The sequence below is a fragment of the Bradyrhizobium sp. SZCCHNRI3052 genome (assembly GCF_032484895.1).
Classification (GTDB): Bacteria; Pseudomonadota; Alphaproteobacteria; order Rhizobiales; family Xanthobacteraceae; genus Bradyrhizobium.
The window spans coordinates 79527-95847 of the sequence record NZ_JAUETW010000016.1; the positions used below are offsets into that span (position 1 = coordinate 79527).

A 16321-nucleotide genomic window follows, 5' to 3' on the forward strand; every position below is an offset into this window, starting at 1 on the left:
CTGGTTCGTATCGAATGTTGCACGACGGTCACAGGCAGCGACGAACTTAGGCCGTCTCGAAATCCACCCAAAAAATCACAGTACCCGCCGAGGCGATCTTGGCTGCGATATGCCGTCTGGCACGATTGGAGGCGCCTGACGGCGCCTGCACGACATGGATTCAATCGCGAAGATGCAAAGGCTGACGTGCTGATCGCAAACCGATCCGGTTCCCATACGGTCTCGCGCTCGAGGCGGTTGTGCTGGTTGTCAGCGGCCGCGCTGGTCACCCCGGTGCTTGCGGCGGCGCCAGCCGTTGCGCAGGCCACCAGAGGCGGCGCCGGCGGCAGCAGCCAGGACACCTTCGCCAATGGCGGTGCCAGCTCGGCCACGGCCGTTGGAAATGTCGGCGCCAATGCACCTATTCCTACCCGAGGCGGCGGCGGTGGCGGCGCCGGCACACTCGGCGGGGCCGGCGGCAGCGATTCGACCGGTGCCGCACCGGGTGGCAGCGGCGGGATCGGTCCGGGCGCCAACGGACTAAGCGGTCAAAGCGGCTTCTCGATTCACAGCGGAGGCGGAGGTGGCGGTGGCGCACATGGCGCCGTCGTAACCACGGACACGAGCAACTCCGCAGCGCTGTCCGGCGGCAATGGTGGACGTGGCGGCGCCACCACCGGGGATTTCGGCGGTGGCGGCGGCGGCGCCGGCGGATACGGGGTGGTCGTCGATGGCGACGGGCTCACCTACAGCAATGGCAGCAGCATCACGGGAGGCAAGGGCGGCAATGGCGGCGCGGCTGCCTCGCTAAATGTCGTCGTGAATGGCTGGGGCGGCAACGGCGGCCAGGGCGGTTACGGTATCTTTCTGACGGGAAGCAGCGTCGTGCTGAACAACGCCGGCACCATCAAAGGCGGTGGCGGCGGAAATGGTGGTGACGCGCCATCCAGCACCCAACCGAATGCGAGTGGCGACGGTGGTAGTGGTGCCGCCGGCGTCGCCTTCGCCGCGGGCGGCACGCTGATCAACTCCGGCACCATCACCGGCGGCGACGCAGGCGTGGCCGGCGCGACGGATACCAGTCACTCCGGCACGGCTGGAACGGCCGGTGCGGGCGTCATCGGCGCCAATCTCGCGATCATCAACAGCGGCACGATCTCGCGCGGTAACGGCTTCGGATTGTTCGCAGCCCCCGCCGCCATCAGCTTCACCGGCGGCAGCAACGTGCTGGAGATCTGGGCGAGCTCGATCATCAATGGCAACGTCGTCGGCACCGGCACCGATACGTTCCGGCTCGGTGGCGCCGCGAACGGCAGCTTCGACGTTTCCACGATCGGCGCGACCGCACAATTCCAGGGCTTCTCGAGTTTCGTGAAGACGGGCACCGCGACCTGGACGCTGGCCGGCACGACGACCGCGGTTACGCCGTGGAGCATCAACCAGGGCGCGCTCGCGGTGTCATCAGATGCCAATCTCGGCGATGCTTCCGGCAGCATGTCGTTCGGTGGCGGCACGCTGCAATATCTCGCCGGCTTCAGCTCCAGCCGGACCGTGACCCTCAATGCCGGCGGCGGCACGTTCGATACCAACGGCAACAACGCGACACTCAGCGGGACGATTTCGGGCACGGGGGGGCTCACCAAGGTCGGCGTAGGCATCCTGACCTTGTCAGGCACCAGCAGCTACACCGGGGCGACGACCATCGACGGCGGCGTGCTCGACGTCGAAGGTGCGATCACGAACACCTCTGGGGTGACCGTGAATGCCGGCGGCACCCTGACGGGTGCGGGTCTCGTCGATCCGCCGATGACGGTCGGCATCAATGCCGGCGGCACGCTGGCGCCGGGCAATGGCACCGCCGGCTCGTCGATGACCATCGTCGGCAATCTCGCCTTCCAGTCCGGTGCGTACTATCTGGTGCAGCTCGATCCGACCACGGCCTCATTCGCGAGCGTCACCGGAACGGCCACCCTCGGCGGCGCCACCGTCAACGCCGTGTTCGGCACCGGCGGCGGCTATATCGACAAGCGCTACACCATCCTGACCACGAGCGGCGGCATCTCGGGCGGCTTCGGATCGGTGGTGAAGACCAACCTGCCCTCCGGCTTCAAGACCAGCCTGAGCTACGACGCCAACAACGTCTATCTCGATCTGATCCTCGCCTTCGCCGTGCCCGGCGGACTCAACGGCAATCAGAAGACGGTCGGCGATACGCTGTCGGCGTTCTTCGATCGCACCGGCGATATTCCCGTCGTGTTCGGCAAGTTGAACCAGGCGGGCCTTACGCAGGCGTCCGGCGAGAGCGCCACCGGCGTGCAACAGACCACGTTCAACGCCATGAGCCAGTTCGCCAGCCTGCTGACCGATCCCTTCGCACAACGTCAAGCCAGCGGCGGGGGCGCGATCAGCTATGCTGACACATCCCGCAAGCGCACCGATGCTTTCGCGATGCTGACTGACGACAGGCCGGCCGACTTTGCGCAGCGCTGGAATGTCTGGGCGGCAGGCTTCGGCGGCTCGCAAACGACCAGCGGCAATGCAGTCGTCGGCTCCAACGATACCACCAGCCGCATCGCCGGCACCGCCGTCGGCGCCGACTACCGGATCGCACCGCGCACGATTGCGGGCTTCGCGCTCGGCGGCGGCGGCACCAGCTTCAGCGTCAACGGCCTCGGCTCCGGCCGCTCCGACCTGTTCCAGGCCGGCGCCTATCTGCATCATCATATCGGCCCGAGCTATCTGAGAGCGGCCCTGGCCTATGGCTGGCAGGACGTCACCGCGGATCGCACCGTCACCATCTCCGGTGTCGACCGGCTGCGCGCGACCTATCAAGCCAATGCCTGGATCGGCCGCATCGAGGGCGGCACGCGCTTCGTCGCTCCCATAGGCGGCATCGGCCTGACGCCTTACGCGGCTGCGCAGGTGACGAGCCTGCGCCTACCGGCCTATGTGGAGCAGGCCATCTCCGGCACGTCGACCTTCGCACTGAGCTACACCGGCAAGACCGTCACCGACACACGCACCGAGTTCGGCCTACGCACCGACAAGTCCTACGCGCTGGCAGACGGCGCCCTCACCTTGCGCGGCCGCCTCGCCTGGGCGCACGACCTCAATCCCGATCGTTCGGTCGCGGCGACGTTCCAGACGCTGCAGGGCGCAAGCTTCGTCGTCAACGGCGCCGCGCAGGCGCGCGACTCCGCGCTGACGACGACCTCGGTCGAGATGAGCTGGCAGAACGGCTGGAGCGCCATGGCGACGTTCGAAGGCGAGTTCTCGAGCGTCACCCGTTCCTATGCCGGCAAGGGCAGCGTGCGCTACTCGTGGTAGGAGCGGCGTAGCCGATCGAGCGCAGGCGTCCAGCTGGCAGGGGTGATCAGCGACAACCGTACTAAGCCTCGGCCTTCGCGGCCGGCGCTCCCGACTTGCTGAAGGTCGCGATCACACGATCGATCAGCGGCCAGAACAGCAGCACGATCGCCAGCGTCGTGATGGTGCCCACCAGCCCGTTCGCCCAGAACACCTTCATGTTGCCGCCGGAGATGATCATCGACTGCCGGAACGCGTCCTCGGCACGGCTGCCGAGCACCAGCGCCAAGGTGAACGGCGCCAGCGGGATCTTGATCTTCTTGAAGACATAACCGACGACGCCGAAGCCGAGCATCAGCCAGACGTCGAACATCGCGTTCTGGATCGCGTAGGCGCCGATGGCGCAGGACACCACGATCATCGGCGCCACGGCCGCGAACGGCACGCGCAGGATCGAGGCGAAGATCGGCACGGTGGAAAGCACGAGCACGAGGCCGACGACATTGCCGAGATACATCGACGCGATCAGGCCCCAGACGAAGTCCTTGTGCTCCACGAACAGCAGCGGGCCGGGATTGAGGCCCCACACCATCAGGCCGCCTAGCAGGATCGCCGCGGTGCCCGAGCCGGGGATGCCGAGCGCCAGCATCGGCAGCAGCGCCGCGGTGCCCGAGGCATGCGCGGCCGTCTCAGGCGCGAACACGCCCTCGATGCGTCCCTTGCCAAAACTGTCCGGATTCTTGGAGAATCGCTTGGCGAGGTTGTAGCCCATGAAGGAGGCCGCGATCGCGCCGCCCGGCGTGATGCCGAGCCAGCAGCCGATCACCGAGGAACGCAGCAGGGTCATCCAGTATTTCGGCAGGTCCTTCCAGACGGCGAGCACCGTGCGCAAGGAGATCGCGGCGGCGTGACCGCGCAGCGCCAGGCGTTCCTCCATCGTCAGCAGGATCTCGCTGATGCCGAACAGGCCGATGACCGCGACCAGGAAGTTGATGCCGCGCAACAGATCGGTCGAGCCGAAGGTCATCCGCAACTGACCGGACACGGTGTCCATGCCGACGCCGGCAAGCAGCAGACCGAGCGCCATCGCAATGACCGTCTTGTGCTTGTCCTCGCGTCCCAAGCCCACGAATGAGCAGAAGGTCAGGAGATACACGGCGAAGAATTCAGGCGGACCGAACTTCAACGCAAACGACGAGATCCAGGGCGCCAGGAAGGTGATCAGCATCACCGCGACCAGCGAGCCGATGAACGACGAGGTGAAGGCGGCCGTCAGCGCCTCCGCCGCCTTGCCCTGCTGCGCCATCGGATAGCCGTCGAAAGTGGTCGCCACCGACCACGCCTCGCCGGGAATGTTGAACAGGATCGAGGTGATGGCGCCGCCGAACAGCGCGCCCCAGTAGATGCAGGACAGCATCACGATGGCCGAGGTCGGGTCCATCGAGAAGGTCAGCGGCAGCAGGATGGCGACGCCGTTGGGCCCCCCCAGCCCTGGCAGCACGCCGACGAAGACGCCGAGCACGAGCCCAACCATCATCAGCAGCAGCGTCTTCCAGGTCAGGAGGACCGCGAACCCGTGCAGCAGCAGACCCAAGGCTTCCATGATTTCATTCCAACTGTTTCCTCGTCATTGCGAGCACAGCGAAGCAATCCAGAGTCGAGTGCGCAGCCCTGGATTGCGTCGTCGCGTTGCTCCTCGCAATGACGGCGGAGAGACCGGTGTCAGTACCCGAACGCCGCTTCGAGCGGGCCCTTCGGCATGATCACGTCGAACACGACATCGAACGTCACGAACATCACGGCGCTGAACAGGAACGCCGTGAGCAGCGATTTCCAGATCGCGATCTTGCCGACGAGACGCATGAACCCGGCGATGAGCAGGAAGCTCGCGACATAGATGCCGAGAAACTGCATGGCGATGCAGAACAGCAGCGTCGGCACGAACACCGCCATCACACGGCGCAGCTGCGCGCGCGTCACGAAAGTCTCGACCGCTTCTTTGCTGGACAGAAACGCCGCGCCGATCCCGTAAAGGCTGGCGCCGCCGAGGATCACCGACAGATAGAACGGAAAGTAGCCGGGCTCCGGACCGGTCGAGTCCCAGGACGCGCCGGTCCGCCAATTGTCCCAGGCGAGTACGGCCGCGAGCGCGAGCAGCAGCAGCGAGACCGCGACGTCGACGGTCCGGGTGGAGGTGACGGCCGGAGAATTCTCCTCCGGCGCGGTCGGATCGTCGACGGCAATCTCGAGCTCAGCGTTGGACATCGATCCTCCTCATCCCCTCGCCCCGCCCAGCCTCACTTGGCGACGAAGCCGGCTTCCGTCATCAGCTGCTTGTTGAGCGAGCCGTCCTCTTCGAGGAACTGCAGCATGTCCTTGCCGGTGAGGAAGATCGGCTTCAGCGCCTGCTTCTCCATGTAGTCCTTGTACTCCGGTGTCTGCACCAGCTTGCTGAACAGGTCGACGTAGAACTCCTGCTGTTCCTGCGTCACCTTGCCCGGCAGGAACATCGCGCGCAGCATCAGGTATTGCACGTCCAGCCCCTCCTCCTTGCAGGTCGGAATGTCGTTCCAGGACTGCGTCTCCGTGACCTTGGTCGTGTAGGAGATGCGCTCCTTGTCGAACACGCAGAGCGGACGCACCTGGCCGGCGCGCCAGACTTCGAGATTCTCGGACGGATTGTTGACGTTCGCTTCGGTGTGCCCGCCGACCAGTTGGGTCGCAGCCTCGCCGCCCGACTTGTAGGGCAGATAGGAGAACTTGGCTCCGGTCTTCTTCTCCATGAAGACCGTGAGCACGTGATCTTCGCGCTTGGAGCCGGTGCCGCCCAACTTGAACGGCGAGCTCGACGCCTTGGCAGCCTCGATGAACTCCTTCACCGTCTTGGGGCCGTTGACGTTGTCCCACAGCACGAACTGATCGAGTGCGATCACCGCGACCGGCGACAGCTCGTGCCAGTCGAACGGCAGCTTGGCCGACAGCGGCAGCATGTAGATCAGCGAATAGGCGATCAGGATCTTGTTCGGATCGCCGTCGCTGGACTTCATGTACATCAGGGCTTCGGCGCCCGACGCGCCGCCCTTCAGCGACACGACAACCGGCTGCTTCAGAAGATTGTTCTTCTGAATGGCAGCCTGCATCATCCGCGCCATCTGGTCTGATGCACCGCCAGCGCCTGCGGCGACGACAATCTCGACCGGCTTGGTCGGCTCCCAGCCGGCAAAGGCGGGCGCAGTTGCAAAAAAGGCCGCCGTTGCGGCCGCGATCTTGATGAGTTTGCGCACGTGTTTTCTTCCCCGTTCGAAGCGCCAGCTTGCATCCTACCAGGATACTGCTGGCTTATTGTGGTCAGTTCAAGAACACAAGCATGATGCGGCCTCATGTTCCTCGGCATAAGGTCGCAAGCACGGCATTGGACTACTTGCCTTTCCAGTTCGGCGTCCGCTTGTTGAGGAACGCCTCCATGCCCTCGCGGAAATCCTCACTCATATAGGCGCGCAGGATCAAATCCTCGCCCTCGTCCCGCGACAGGGTCCGGCGAATGCGGCGCACCGCCTCCTTGGTCACCTCGAGGGTGATCGGCGCGTGCGAGGCGATGAGCCTCGCGGTCTCCAGCGCGCGTGTCTGCAGCGTCTCGACGTCAGGCACGATCTCGTTGAGCAGACCGAGCGCGAGCGCCTCCGGCGCCTCGACCAACCGTGCCTTGAAGATCAGATCCTTGGTGCGCGCCGGTCCGATCAAGGAGACCACGCGCGAGATGTTCGACATCGACAGGCAGTTGCCGAGCGTGCGCGCGATCGGAAAACCGATACGTGCCGTCTCGGTGCCGATGCGGATGTCGCAGCAGGCGGCGATGCCGGCGCCGCCGCCGGTGCAGGCGCCCGCGATCGCCGCGATCACCGGCACACGGCACAGCTCCAGCGTGCCGAGCACGCGGTCGATCCGCGCCTCGTAGTCGAGCGCATCCTGCGCGGTCTTGAAGGCGCGGAATTGCGAGATATCGGTGCCGGAGGCAAACGCCTTGTCGCCGGCCCCGGTCAGGATCAGCGCCTTGATCGACCGGTCGGCATTGATGGCCTCGCAGATCGAGGCCATCCGGTCGTACATCGCGAAGGTCATCGCGTTGCGCGCCTGCGGCCGGTTGAAGGTGATCTTGGCGATGCCGTCGTCGACGGCATAGATCAGATCGTCGGAGCCGGTCACAGGCGCGGTCATCAGGCCACCTTCGGGATTGGCGCCGCCTCGCGCGCCTTCAGGACGTCCATTGCCGCGAGCACGCCACCGGCACGATGCGGCACATTGGCGAGCGCAAGGCCCATCTCGACGCCGGCGAGCGTCCCCATCAGCATCAGGTCGTTGAAATGACCGATGTGGCCGATGCGGAACACCTTGCCCTTGATCTTGTTGAGGCCGGTGCCGAGCGACATGTCGAAGTTTTCCAGCACGGTCTTTCGGAACTGATCGGCGTCATGGCCTTCGGGCATGACCACGCCGGTCAGCGCCGGCGAATGCGCCTGCGGATCGGCGCATTGCGTGTCGAGGCCCCACGCCTTCACGGCGGCGCGCGTCGCAAGGCTGTGGCGGCGGTGGCGGGCGAACACGTTCTCGTGCCCCTCCTCCTCCAGCATCTTCAGCGCCTCGTTGAGGCCCATCAGCAGATTGCAGGCCGGCGTGTACGGGAAGGTGCCGAGCTTGTTGAAGGTGATGATCTCCTGCCAGTCCCAGTAGGAGCGCATGCCGGGATTGGCCTTGGCGGCGGCGAGCGCCTTCTCCGAGACGGCGTTGAAGCCGAGGCCCGGCGGCAGCATCAGGCCCTTCTGCGAGCCCGCGACGGAGACGTCGATGCCCCAGGCGTCGTGCTCATACTCCATCGAGCCGAGGCCGGAGATGGTGTCGACCATCAGGAGTGCCGGGTGGCCGGACCGGTCGAGCGCCTTGCGCACCTCGAGCGGCGGCGTCAGGCAGCCGGTCGAGGTCTCGTTGTGCACGACGCAGACGGCCTTGATCTTGTGCGCCTTGTCGTCGACCAGACGCTGCTCGATCGCCGCGACGTCGGCGCCATGACGCCAGTCGCCGGGGATGAAGTCGACGTCGAGCTTGAACTTGTCGGCGATGCCCCGCCACAGCACAGCGAACTGGCCGGTCTCAACCATCAGCACCCTGTCGCCGGGCGCGAGCGCGTTGACGATCGCGGCTTCCCACGCGCCGGTGCCCGACGACGGATAGATGATCACCGGCTGCTTGGTGCGGAAGATGCGCTGGCTGGCCGCCAGCACGGCGAAGCCGAGCTCCGCGAACTCCGGACCGCGATGGTCCAAGGTCGGCATGTCCATCGCGCGCAGCACGCGGTCGGGCACGTTGGTCGGTCCCGGAATCTGAAGAAAATGCCGTCCCGTGTGCACAGTCATTGGCGTCCATCCCCGGTCATTTGGTTGGTGCGCGGACGTGGCATCCCACGCGCTGGCCGCGCTTTTCTCCCGCCAGACCGCTGGCGTCAATAAAGAAGACGCAAGCACCGATCGCTCCGGGCTGACATCCCTCAGATGCACACAAATCCCCTTCTTCTGTGCAGTGCGGCATAGCGGGACGCCCCAGCTTGCTGCACGCGGTTTGGCCTCATTTCACCGCCGCAAGCTGGCGCGGCGCATTGCCCTGCGATGGCTCATCCAGCAGCACCATCGCGGCATCGACACCGCCCGCGCGATGCGGCACGCCGACCGCACGCAGCCCCATCTCGACTCCACTCAGCGCCGCCATCAGGGTCAGCGCATTGCACTCGCCGAGATGGCCGATGCGAAACACCTTGCCCGCGACCTTGGACAGGCCCGAGCCGAGCGACATGTTGTAATTGTCGAGCACGACCTGGCGGAACTGATCGGCGTCATGGCCCGGCGGCATCAGCACGGCGGTCAGCACCGGGGAAAAATCCTTCGGCTCCTGGCACAGCACCTCGAGACCCCAATGCTCGACCGCGGCGCGGGTCGCGGCCGCAAGCCGCTGGTGGCGCGCGAACACCTGGTCGAGCCCCTCCTCGAGCAGCATGGCAATCGCTTCGCGCAGGCCATAGAGCAGGTTCGTCGCCGGGGTATAGGGGAAGAAGCCGTTCGCGTTCAGCTTCAGCATGTCCTCCCAATCCCAGAACGAGCGCGGCATCTTGTTGGCCTTGGCAACAAGGCGCGCCTTGTCCGAGACGGCGTTGAAGCCGAGCCCCGGCGGCAGCATGAAGCCCTTCTGCGAGCAGGACACGGCGACATCGACCTTCCACTCGTCGAAGCGGAAGTCGGCCGAGGCGAGACCGGAGATGGTGTCAACCATCAGCAGCGCCGGATGCTTGGCGCGGTCCATCGCGGCGCGCACCTCACCGATCCGGCTGGTCGCGCCGGTCGAGGTTTCGTTGTGCACGACCATCACCGCCTTGAGCCGATGACCGGCGTCGGCGACCAACGTCTCCTCGATGACGGCAGGGTCGACGCCACGGCGCCAGTCGCCGGGAATGAAGTCGACCTCGATTCCCCACCGCGCCGCCATCTGCCGCCACAGCGTGGCGAAGTGGCCGGTCTCGACCATCAGCACCTTGTCGCCCGGCGACAACGTGTTGACGATGGCAGCCTCCCAGGCGCCGGTGCCCGAAGACGGATAGATGATCACCGGGCTCGTGGTCTTGAAGATCGCCTGCGAGCCGCCGAGCACGGCCTTGCCGAGTTCGGCGAACTCGGCGCTGCGGTGATCGATCACCGGCATATCCATCGCCCGCAGCACCCGCTCGGGCACCGGACTCGGGCCCGGAATATGCAAGAAATGACGGCCTTGGGGACGGGTCACGACAGAGCTCCGGGCGACGACGGCATTCTGGCACCCATGATTGCATTCAATCCTTCAGCATGCAAGAGCTCAATCGCATGCACGCACGAGGTCGACCACATCTGTAACTACCGCTACAATGCGTAAGATGAATTCCACGATTCCCGATATCGAGACGCCACCCTTGGCAGGGCCAAGCGGTCGATCCGTGCCTGCGCGGGACGAGACCTCGCTGCATGACGAGATCCTGGCGCGGCTGCGCGACTACATCGTCGAGGGCCATGTCGCCGACGGCGGACGCCTGTCCGAGCGGCAGCTTTGCGAAATGCTGGGGGTGTCCCGCACCCCCTTGCGCGAAGCGCTCAAGGTGCTCGCAGCCGAGGGGCTGGTCGAGCTGCTGCCCAATCGCGGCGCCCGGGTGCGCCCCCTCAGCGCCGCCGACATCCACGAATTGTTCGACCTGATGGGAGGCCTGGAAGGCCTCGCCGGACGCCTCGCCTGCGAGAAGATTTCAGATGAAGCGATCGCGGAAATCGAGCAATTTCATCATGATATGTACGGATTCTACATGCGGCAGGACATGCAGGGCTATTTCCGCATGAACCAGTTGATCCACCGGGCGATCGTCGACGCCGCCGCCAACGCCACCCTTCATGCGACCTATGAGAGCCTGGCGGGCCGCATCCGCCGGGTTCGCTTCTCGGCCAATTTCGCCCGCAAGCGCGAACGCTGGAGCGAGGCCATGCGCGAGCATGAGCTGATCCTCGATGCCCTGCGCCGGCGCGCCGGAAGCGAGCTGTCCGACATCCTGTTCCAGCATCTGCGCAACAAGGGCGCGGCTGCGATCGCGTACTTCGCCGAGAGCCAGCCGCCGCTGGCGGGAGCCAAGCCAGACAAGGTCGAATAACGCCGGGGATTGCGCAAATTTGCATGCAATCAGATTGACGCATTTGCGGAAATGAATGACACCGGGCGGAACAGCGCCCGCCGGACGACAGCCGGGCCCCACCAGGGATCACCATGCCGAACGCCAAAGCCGGTCCGTCCAGGCTCGAACAGAAGCTCCGCGCCGAGATGACAGGCGACGTCTTCTTCGACCGCTTCAACCGCGGCCGCTACGCCACCGACGCCTCGTTCTACCAAGTCATTCCGGCGGGCGTGGTCGTGCCGCGCACGATGGACGAGGCGCTGCGTGCGCTCGCCATCGCCCGCGACGACGGCCGCATCGTCACGCCCCGCGGCGGCGGCACCTCGCAATGCGGCCAGACGGTCAACGAGGGGATCGTCGTCGACTTCTCCAAGCACCTGAACCGCATCGTCTCGCTCGATGTCGAGGGGCGGACCTGCGTGGTCGAGCCGGGCATCGTGCTCGACGACCTCAACCGCCAGCTCAAGAAGCACGGCCTTTGGTTTCCGGTCGACGTCTCCACGGCGTCCCGCGCCACGATCGGCGGCATGGCCGGCAACAATTCCTGCGGCGGCCGCTCGCTGCGCTACGGCACGATGCGCGACAACACCATCGCCATCGACGCCGCGCTGGCCGACGGCACGCTGGCGCATTTCGGCGAGGTGGCGCGAGACCTTCGTGACGTCAGCGCGCCGGACAGCGCGCGCAGGTTGTTTCGCGACATGCTGGCGCTGGGCGAGCGCGAGGCCGCGGAGATCGCCGACAGGTTTCCCAAGGTGCAGCGCCGCGTCGGCGGCTACAATCTCGACGCACTGACGCCGCGCAACGCCGCCAACAACCTGGCGCATCTGCTGGTCGGCTCCGAGGGCACGCTGGCCTTCTCCACCCGGATCGAGCTCAAGCTGTGGCCGCTGATCCGCACCAAGGTGCTCGGCGTCTGTCATTTCGGCAGCTTCTATCAGGCGATGGATGCGGCCCAGCATCTGGTCAAGCTGAAGCCGATCGCGGTCGAGCTGGTCGACCGCACCATGATCGGGCTGGGCCGCGACATCGCGATGTTCCAGCCGGTGATCGCGGCGGCGGTGCGCGGCGATCCCGACGCGATCCTGGTGGTCGAGTTCGCGGAGGAGACGAAGGACGAGAACCTCGCCAAGCTGAAGCAGCTCTCCGAGCTGATGGGTGATCTCGGCTTCTCCTGGAGCAACGAGATCTGCAAATGGGGCGGCGTCGTCGAGATATCAGACCCTGCGCTTCAGACCGCCGTCGCCGACTTCCGCGCCGCCGGCCTCAACGTGATGATGTCGATGAAGGAGGCCGGCAAGCCGGTGTCGTTCGTCGAGGACTGCGCCGTGCCGCTGCCCCACCTCGCCGACTACACCGCGCGGCTCAACGAGGTGTTCGCCAGGCACGGCACGCGCGGCACGATGTACGCGCACGCCTCCGAGGGCTGCCTGCATGTGCGCCCGGTGCTGAACCTGAAGCTGGAGAAGGACGTCAAGGCGATGCGCGCCATCGCCGAGGAAGCTTTCGCCATGGTGCGCGAGTACAAGGGTTCGCATTCCGGCGAGCATGGCGATGGCATCGTGCGCTCGGAATTCCACGAGCAGATGTTCGGCAGCCGCATCGTCGCCGACTTCAAGGAGGTCAAGCAGCGCTTCGATCCGGCGAACGTGCTCAATCCTGGCCGCATCGTCGATCCACCCAGGATGGACGACCGCTCGCTGTTCCGCTATCCGCCGGACTACCGCATCGTCGACGACATCAAGCCGGTGCTCGACTGGTCGGCCTATCCGGGTGCCGCCGGCGGCTTCCAGGGCGCGGTCGAGATGTGCAACAACAACGGCGCCTGCCGCAAGCTCGACGGCGGCGTGATGTGCCCGTCCTATCGCGCCACCCGCGACGAGAAGGATGTCACGCGCGGCCGTGCCAATACCTTGCGGCTCGCGATCTCCGGCCAGCTCGGTCCCGGCGCGCTGTCGTCCGACGAGATGATGGAGACCTTGAAGCTCTGCGTCTCCTGCAAGGCCTGCCGCCGCGAGTGCCCGACCGGCGTTGACATGGCCAAGATGAAGATCGAGGTGCTGGCGGCCCGGGCGACGACGCATGGCCTCACGCTGCGCGACCGGCTCGTCGCCTATCTGCCGCGCTATGCCGATATGGCTGCCCGCATCGCGCCGCTCGTGAACCTGCGCAATCATGTTGCGCCCCTGCGCGTGCTGATGGAGCGCGTTGCGGGCATCAGCGCCAAGCGCAAGCTTCCGGCCTTCCGCACCGACACCTTCCGCGTCGACGCCGACGCGTTCGGTCCGGCTGATGGCCGCGAGGTCGTGCTGTTCGGCGACACCTTCAACCGCGTCTATGAGCGCGAAAATCTCGACGCCGCGCTGCGCGTGCTGATCGCCGGCGGCTATCGCGTCTACGTGCCCAAGCCGGCCGATGGCGGCCGCGCCCTGTGCTGCGGCCGCACCTTCCTCTCCGCCGGCCTCGTCGACGAGGCCCAGTCCGAGCTGCAGCGCCTGGTCGAGACCTACGCGCCGTTCGCCTCGCGCGGCGTGCCGATCATTGGCCTCGAGCCAAGCTGTCTGCTGACGCTGCGCGACGAACTGCTGTCGCTGCGCAACGACGCCACCGCGAAAACGATCAGCGCACACGCGCTGCTGCTGGAAGAGTTTCTGGCGCGCGAGGCCGAGAGCGGCAGGCTGGCGCTGCCGCTCGCCCCCCTGCCCGGTAAGGCCTTGTTGCACGGCCATTGCCATCAGAAATCCTTCGCCGCTTTCAAGCCTGTCGAGCAGGTGCTACGACTCATTCCGGAGCTCACGGTCGAGACCATCGAATCCTCCTGCTGCGGCATGGCCGGCGCGTTCGGCTATGGCGCGGAGACCTACGAGGTCTCGCAGCAGATGGCGGAGGCGTCGCTGCTGCCCGCCGTGCGCAACGCCGACGCCGCAACGTTCATCGTTGCCGACGGCACCTCCTGCCGCCACCAGATCCAGGACGGCGCCGCCCGCGGTGCCGTTCACGCCGCGCAGCTCCTGGCGATGAGCCTGGAGCGGGCGCAAGCATCAACGTAGGTCACGAGAGACCGGACGCCGCGGAGCGCGACCTCAATGTTCGTCATTGCGAGGAGCGTAGCGACGAAGCAATCCAGACCTTTTCTTTCGTCCTGGATTGCTTCGCTTCGCTCGCAATGACGGATGATAGAGCCGACTTTTCATCACAAATCGCAAAGGACACCGACATGGCCGATCTCAAGCTCGACGCCGCTCGCAAGATTCTGGATGCCACGCTCGCGAAGGGCATCGAGAAGAAGCTCAAGCCGCTCGCCGTGATGGTGCTCGACGCCCGCGGCTGCCTGAAGGCGGCCGCCGCCCAGGACGGCACCAGCCTGATGCGGGCCGAGGTCGCGCATGGCAAGGCTTATGGCGCGCTGGCGCTCGGCCTCGGCTCCCGCGCCCTGTTCCAGCGCGCCCAGGAGCAGGCCTATTTCATCGACGCCGTGAACACGCTGGCCCAGGGCCGCATGGTCCCGGTGCCCGGCGGCGTGCTGATCATGGACGGCACGACGCTCGTCGGCGCCGTCGGCGTCTCCGGCGACAGCTCCGACAATGACGAGATCTGCGCCGTCGCCGGTATCGAGGCCGCCGGCCTCAAGGCCAATCCGGGCTGAGCTCCGGTCGCACCTGCAAAGCTCAGCGAGCTTTTCCGTCCCACAATCTCGAGGGGGCTGGCCGCCCTCTCGAAGCCTGATCGATCATGCGTCGAATTCCACGGCTCAGATCGCGGCTGACGGAGAATTCATTCGGCCGGCTTGACCGGCCCGAAACATTGCCGGCTGCTGCACGTTTGTACGACGGGGCGCGTGGAGAACCGGACATGCCTCGCAGACGAACTCGCACCATCATCATCACTGGCGCCTCCGCCGGCGTCGGCCGTGCCATCGCGAACCGCTTCGGCGAGGCCGGCGATCGCATCGGCCTGATCGCGCGCGATGAGCATGCGCTGCGCGACGTCCAGCGCGAGCTACAGGCGCGGTTTGCCCATGCCGAATACGAGGCCGTCGATGTCGCCGATGCGCAGGCCCTGTTCGACGCTGCCGAGCGGCTCGAGCAGCGCCTGGGTCCGGTCGACATCTGGATCAATGACGCCATGGAAACGGTGTTCTCGACCGTGGCCGACATCACGCCGGAGGAATTCCGCCGCGTCACCGAGGTGACCTATCTCGGTTTCGTGCACGGCACGATGGCGGCGCTGCGATCGATGCGCCGACGCGGCGAAGGCCGCATCATCCAGATCGGTTCGGCGCTCGCCTATCGCGGCATTCCGCTGCAGGCGGCCTATTGCGGCGCCAAACATGCGATCCGGGGCTTCACCGACTCGCTGCGGGCCGAGCTGATGCACGAGCGCTCAGGCATCACGCTCTGCATCGTCGATCTGCCCGCGGTGAACACACCGCAATTCGACTGGGCTCGCGCGCACCTTGCGCATACGCCACGGCCAATGGGCCGGCCGGTGGAGCCTGAGGTGATCGCTGACGCCGTCTATCGCGTTGCCGATGGCAGCTTCCGCGAATATTGGATCGGCTGGCCGACGCTGCTGACCATCCTCGGCAACGCCATCGCCCCGGCTTTGCTCGACCGCTACCTCGCCGCCAAGGCGATCGCCGGGCAGCAGACCGACGTGCCGCTGGTGCCCGACCGCACCGACAATCTCGATCACCCGGTTACACGCCTGCACCGTACCCGCGGCTCGTTCAGCCGTGGCGCGGCCCTGCACGCGATGCTCGTGCCCGGCGATGTGGCCCGCGCCGCGACCGTCGCAATCGGGGCCGCTGTCTTCTTTGCGCTGGGAGCGGCGCTGAGCCGGCGGGGGAGGCGCTAGGCCGCGCGTTGCAACGCGGTGCTTGCGTGACACCGGCGAGATGCGCTTTTCTGCTCCGCGCTATCCATTCCCGTCCGGAGCGCCTGCATGACCATCGAAAGCATCAGCGCGATCACCATTGCCACCCATGACATGGCCCGCGCGGTCGCCTTCTATCGCGCGCTCGGCTTCGACGACATCCCGTATGGCGGCGCCGACACCCCGTTCACGACCTTCCGAGTCGGCGCGGGCTATCTCAACCTGATCGCCACGCCGGAGGACAAGCAGTGGAGCTGGTGGGGCCGCATCATCTTTCATGTCTCGGACGTCGACGCCGTCCACGCCAAGGCGCTGGCTTCCGGCTTCTCGCCCTCCACCGCGCCGCGCGACGCCGAATGGGGCGAGCGCTACTTCCATCTCACCGATCCCGACGGTCACGAATTGAGCTTCGCGCGGCCGCTCGGCAAATGA

General features: G+C 66.1%; 12 protein-coding genes. 6 read left to right on the forward strand and 6 right to left on the reverse strand.

All coding sequences use genetic code 11. The features are described from left to right. The first annotated feature begins 246 nt into the window (after positions 1–246). Complete coding sequence (locus QW887_RS30730) at positions 247–3306, forward strand: autotransporter domain-containing protein (protein WP_316195782.1); 3060 nt, start codon at positions 247–249, stop codon at positions 3304–3306. Positions 3307–3367: 61 nt separating this feature from the next. Here the strand turns inward: QW887_RS30730 and QW887_RS30735 are convergent, their stop codons facing one another. The 6 genes from QW887_RS30735 to QW887_RS30760 form a co-directional block, all read right to left on the reverse strand. Further along, positions 3368–4888 (reverse strand): tripartite tricarboxylate transporter permease, encoded by a 1521-nt coding sequence (locus QW887_RS30735; protein ID WP_315712921.1) that lies wholly within the window; start codon positions 4886–4888, stop codon positions 3368–3370. Between the two features lie 119 nt (positions 4889–5007). Next, the gene (locus QW887_RS30740) at positions 5008–5550 is read right to left on the reverse strand and encodes a tripartite tricarboxylate transporter TctB family protein (protein WP_315712922.1); all 543 of its coding nucleotides are present in this window, start codon (positions 5548–5550) and stop codon (positions 5008–5010) included. Between the two features lie 32 nt (positions 5551–5582). Beyond that, positions 5583–6569, reverse strand: coding sequence for a tripartite tricarboxylate transporter substrate binding protein (locus QW887_RS30745; protein WP_315825115.1), 987 nt, complete (start codon positions 6567–6569; stop codon positions 5583–5585). A gap of 133 nt (positions 6570–6702) precedes the next feature. Then, positions 6703–7500, reverse strand: a complete 798-nt coding sequence (locus tag QW887_RS30750) for an enoyl-CoA hydratase/isomerase family protein (protein ID WP_315753554.1) — start codon at positions 7498–7500, stop codon at positions 6703–6705. Next, positions 7500–8693, reverse strand: coding sequence for a pyridoxal-phosphate-dependent aminotransferase family protein (locus QW887_RS30755; RefSeq protein WP_316195783.1), 1194 nt, complete (start codon positions 8691–8693; stop codon positions 7500–7502). Before QW887_RS30755 ends, QW887_RS30750 begins: the two co-directional genes overlap by 1 nt. Positions 8694–8901: 208 nt before the next feature. Then, the gene (locus tag QW887_RS30760) at positions 8902–10107 is read right to left on the reverse strand and encodes an alanine--glyoxylate aminotransferase family protein (RefSeq protein ID WP_316186986.1); all 1206 of its coding nucleotides are present in this window, start codon (positions 10105–10107) and stop codon (positions 8902–8904) included. Between the two features lie 127 nt (positions 10108–10234). On the opposite strand from QW887_RS30760, the gene QW887_RS30765 reads away from it, so the two are divergent. From QW887_RS30765 to QW887_RS30785, 5 genes are all read left to right on the forward strand, one after another. After that, a complete protein-coding gene (locus tag QW887_RS30765; protein ID WP_316183852.1) occupies positions 10235–10993 on the forward strand; it encodes a GntR family transcriptional regulator in 759 nt (252 codons plus the stop codon). A gap of 113 nt (positions 10994–11106) precedes the next feature. Continuing rightward, a complete protein-coding gene (locus QW887_RS30770) occupies positions 11107–14064 on the forward strand; it encodes an FAD-binding and (Fe-S)-binding domain-containing protein (protein ID WP_315753546.1) in 2958 nt (985 codons plus the stop codon). A gap of 167 nt (positions 14065–14231) precedes the next feature. Further along, positions 14232–14660 (forward strand): GlcG/HbpS family heme-binding protein, encoded by a 429-nt coding sequence (locus QW887_RS30775; protein ID WP_315753544.1) that lies wholly within the window; start codon positions 14232–14234, stop codon positions 14658–14660. A gap of 206 nt (positions 14661–14866) precedes the next feature. Beyond that, positions 14867–15871 (forward strand): SDR family oxidoreductase, encoded by a 1005-nt coding sequence (locus QW887_RS30780; protein WP_316195786.1) that lies wholly within the window; start codon positions 14867–14869, stop codon positions 15869–15871. Positions 15872–15958: 87 nt separating this feature from the next. After that, complete coding sequence (locus QW887_RS30785) at positions 15959–16321, forward strand: VOC family protein (RefSeq protein WP_316195789.1); 363 nt, start codon at positions 15959–15961, stop codon at positions 16319–16321.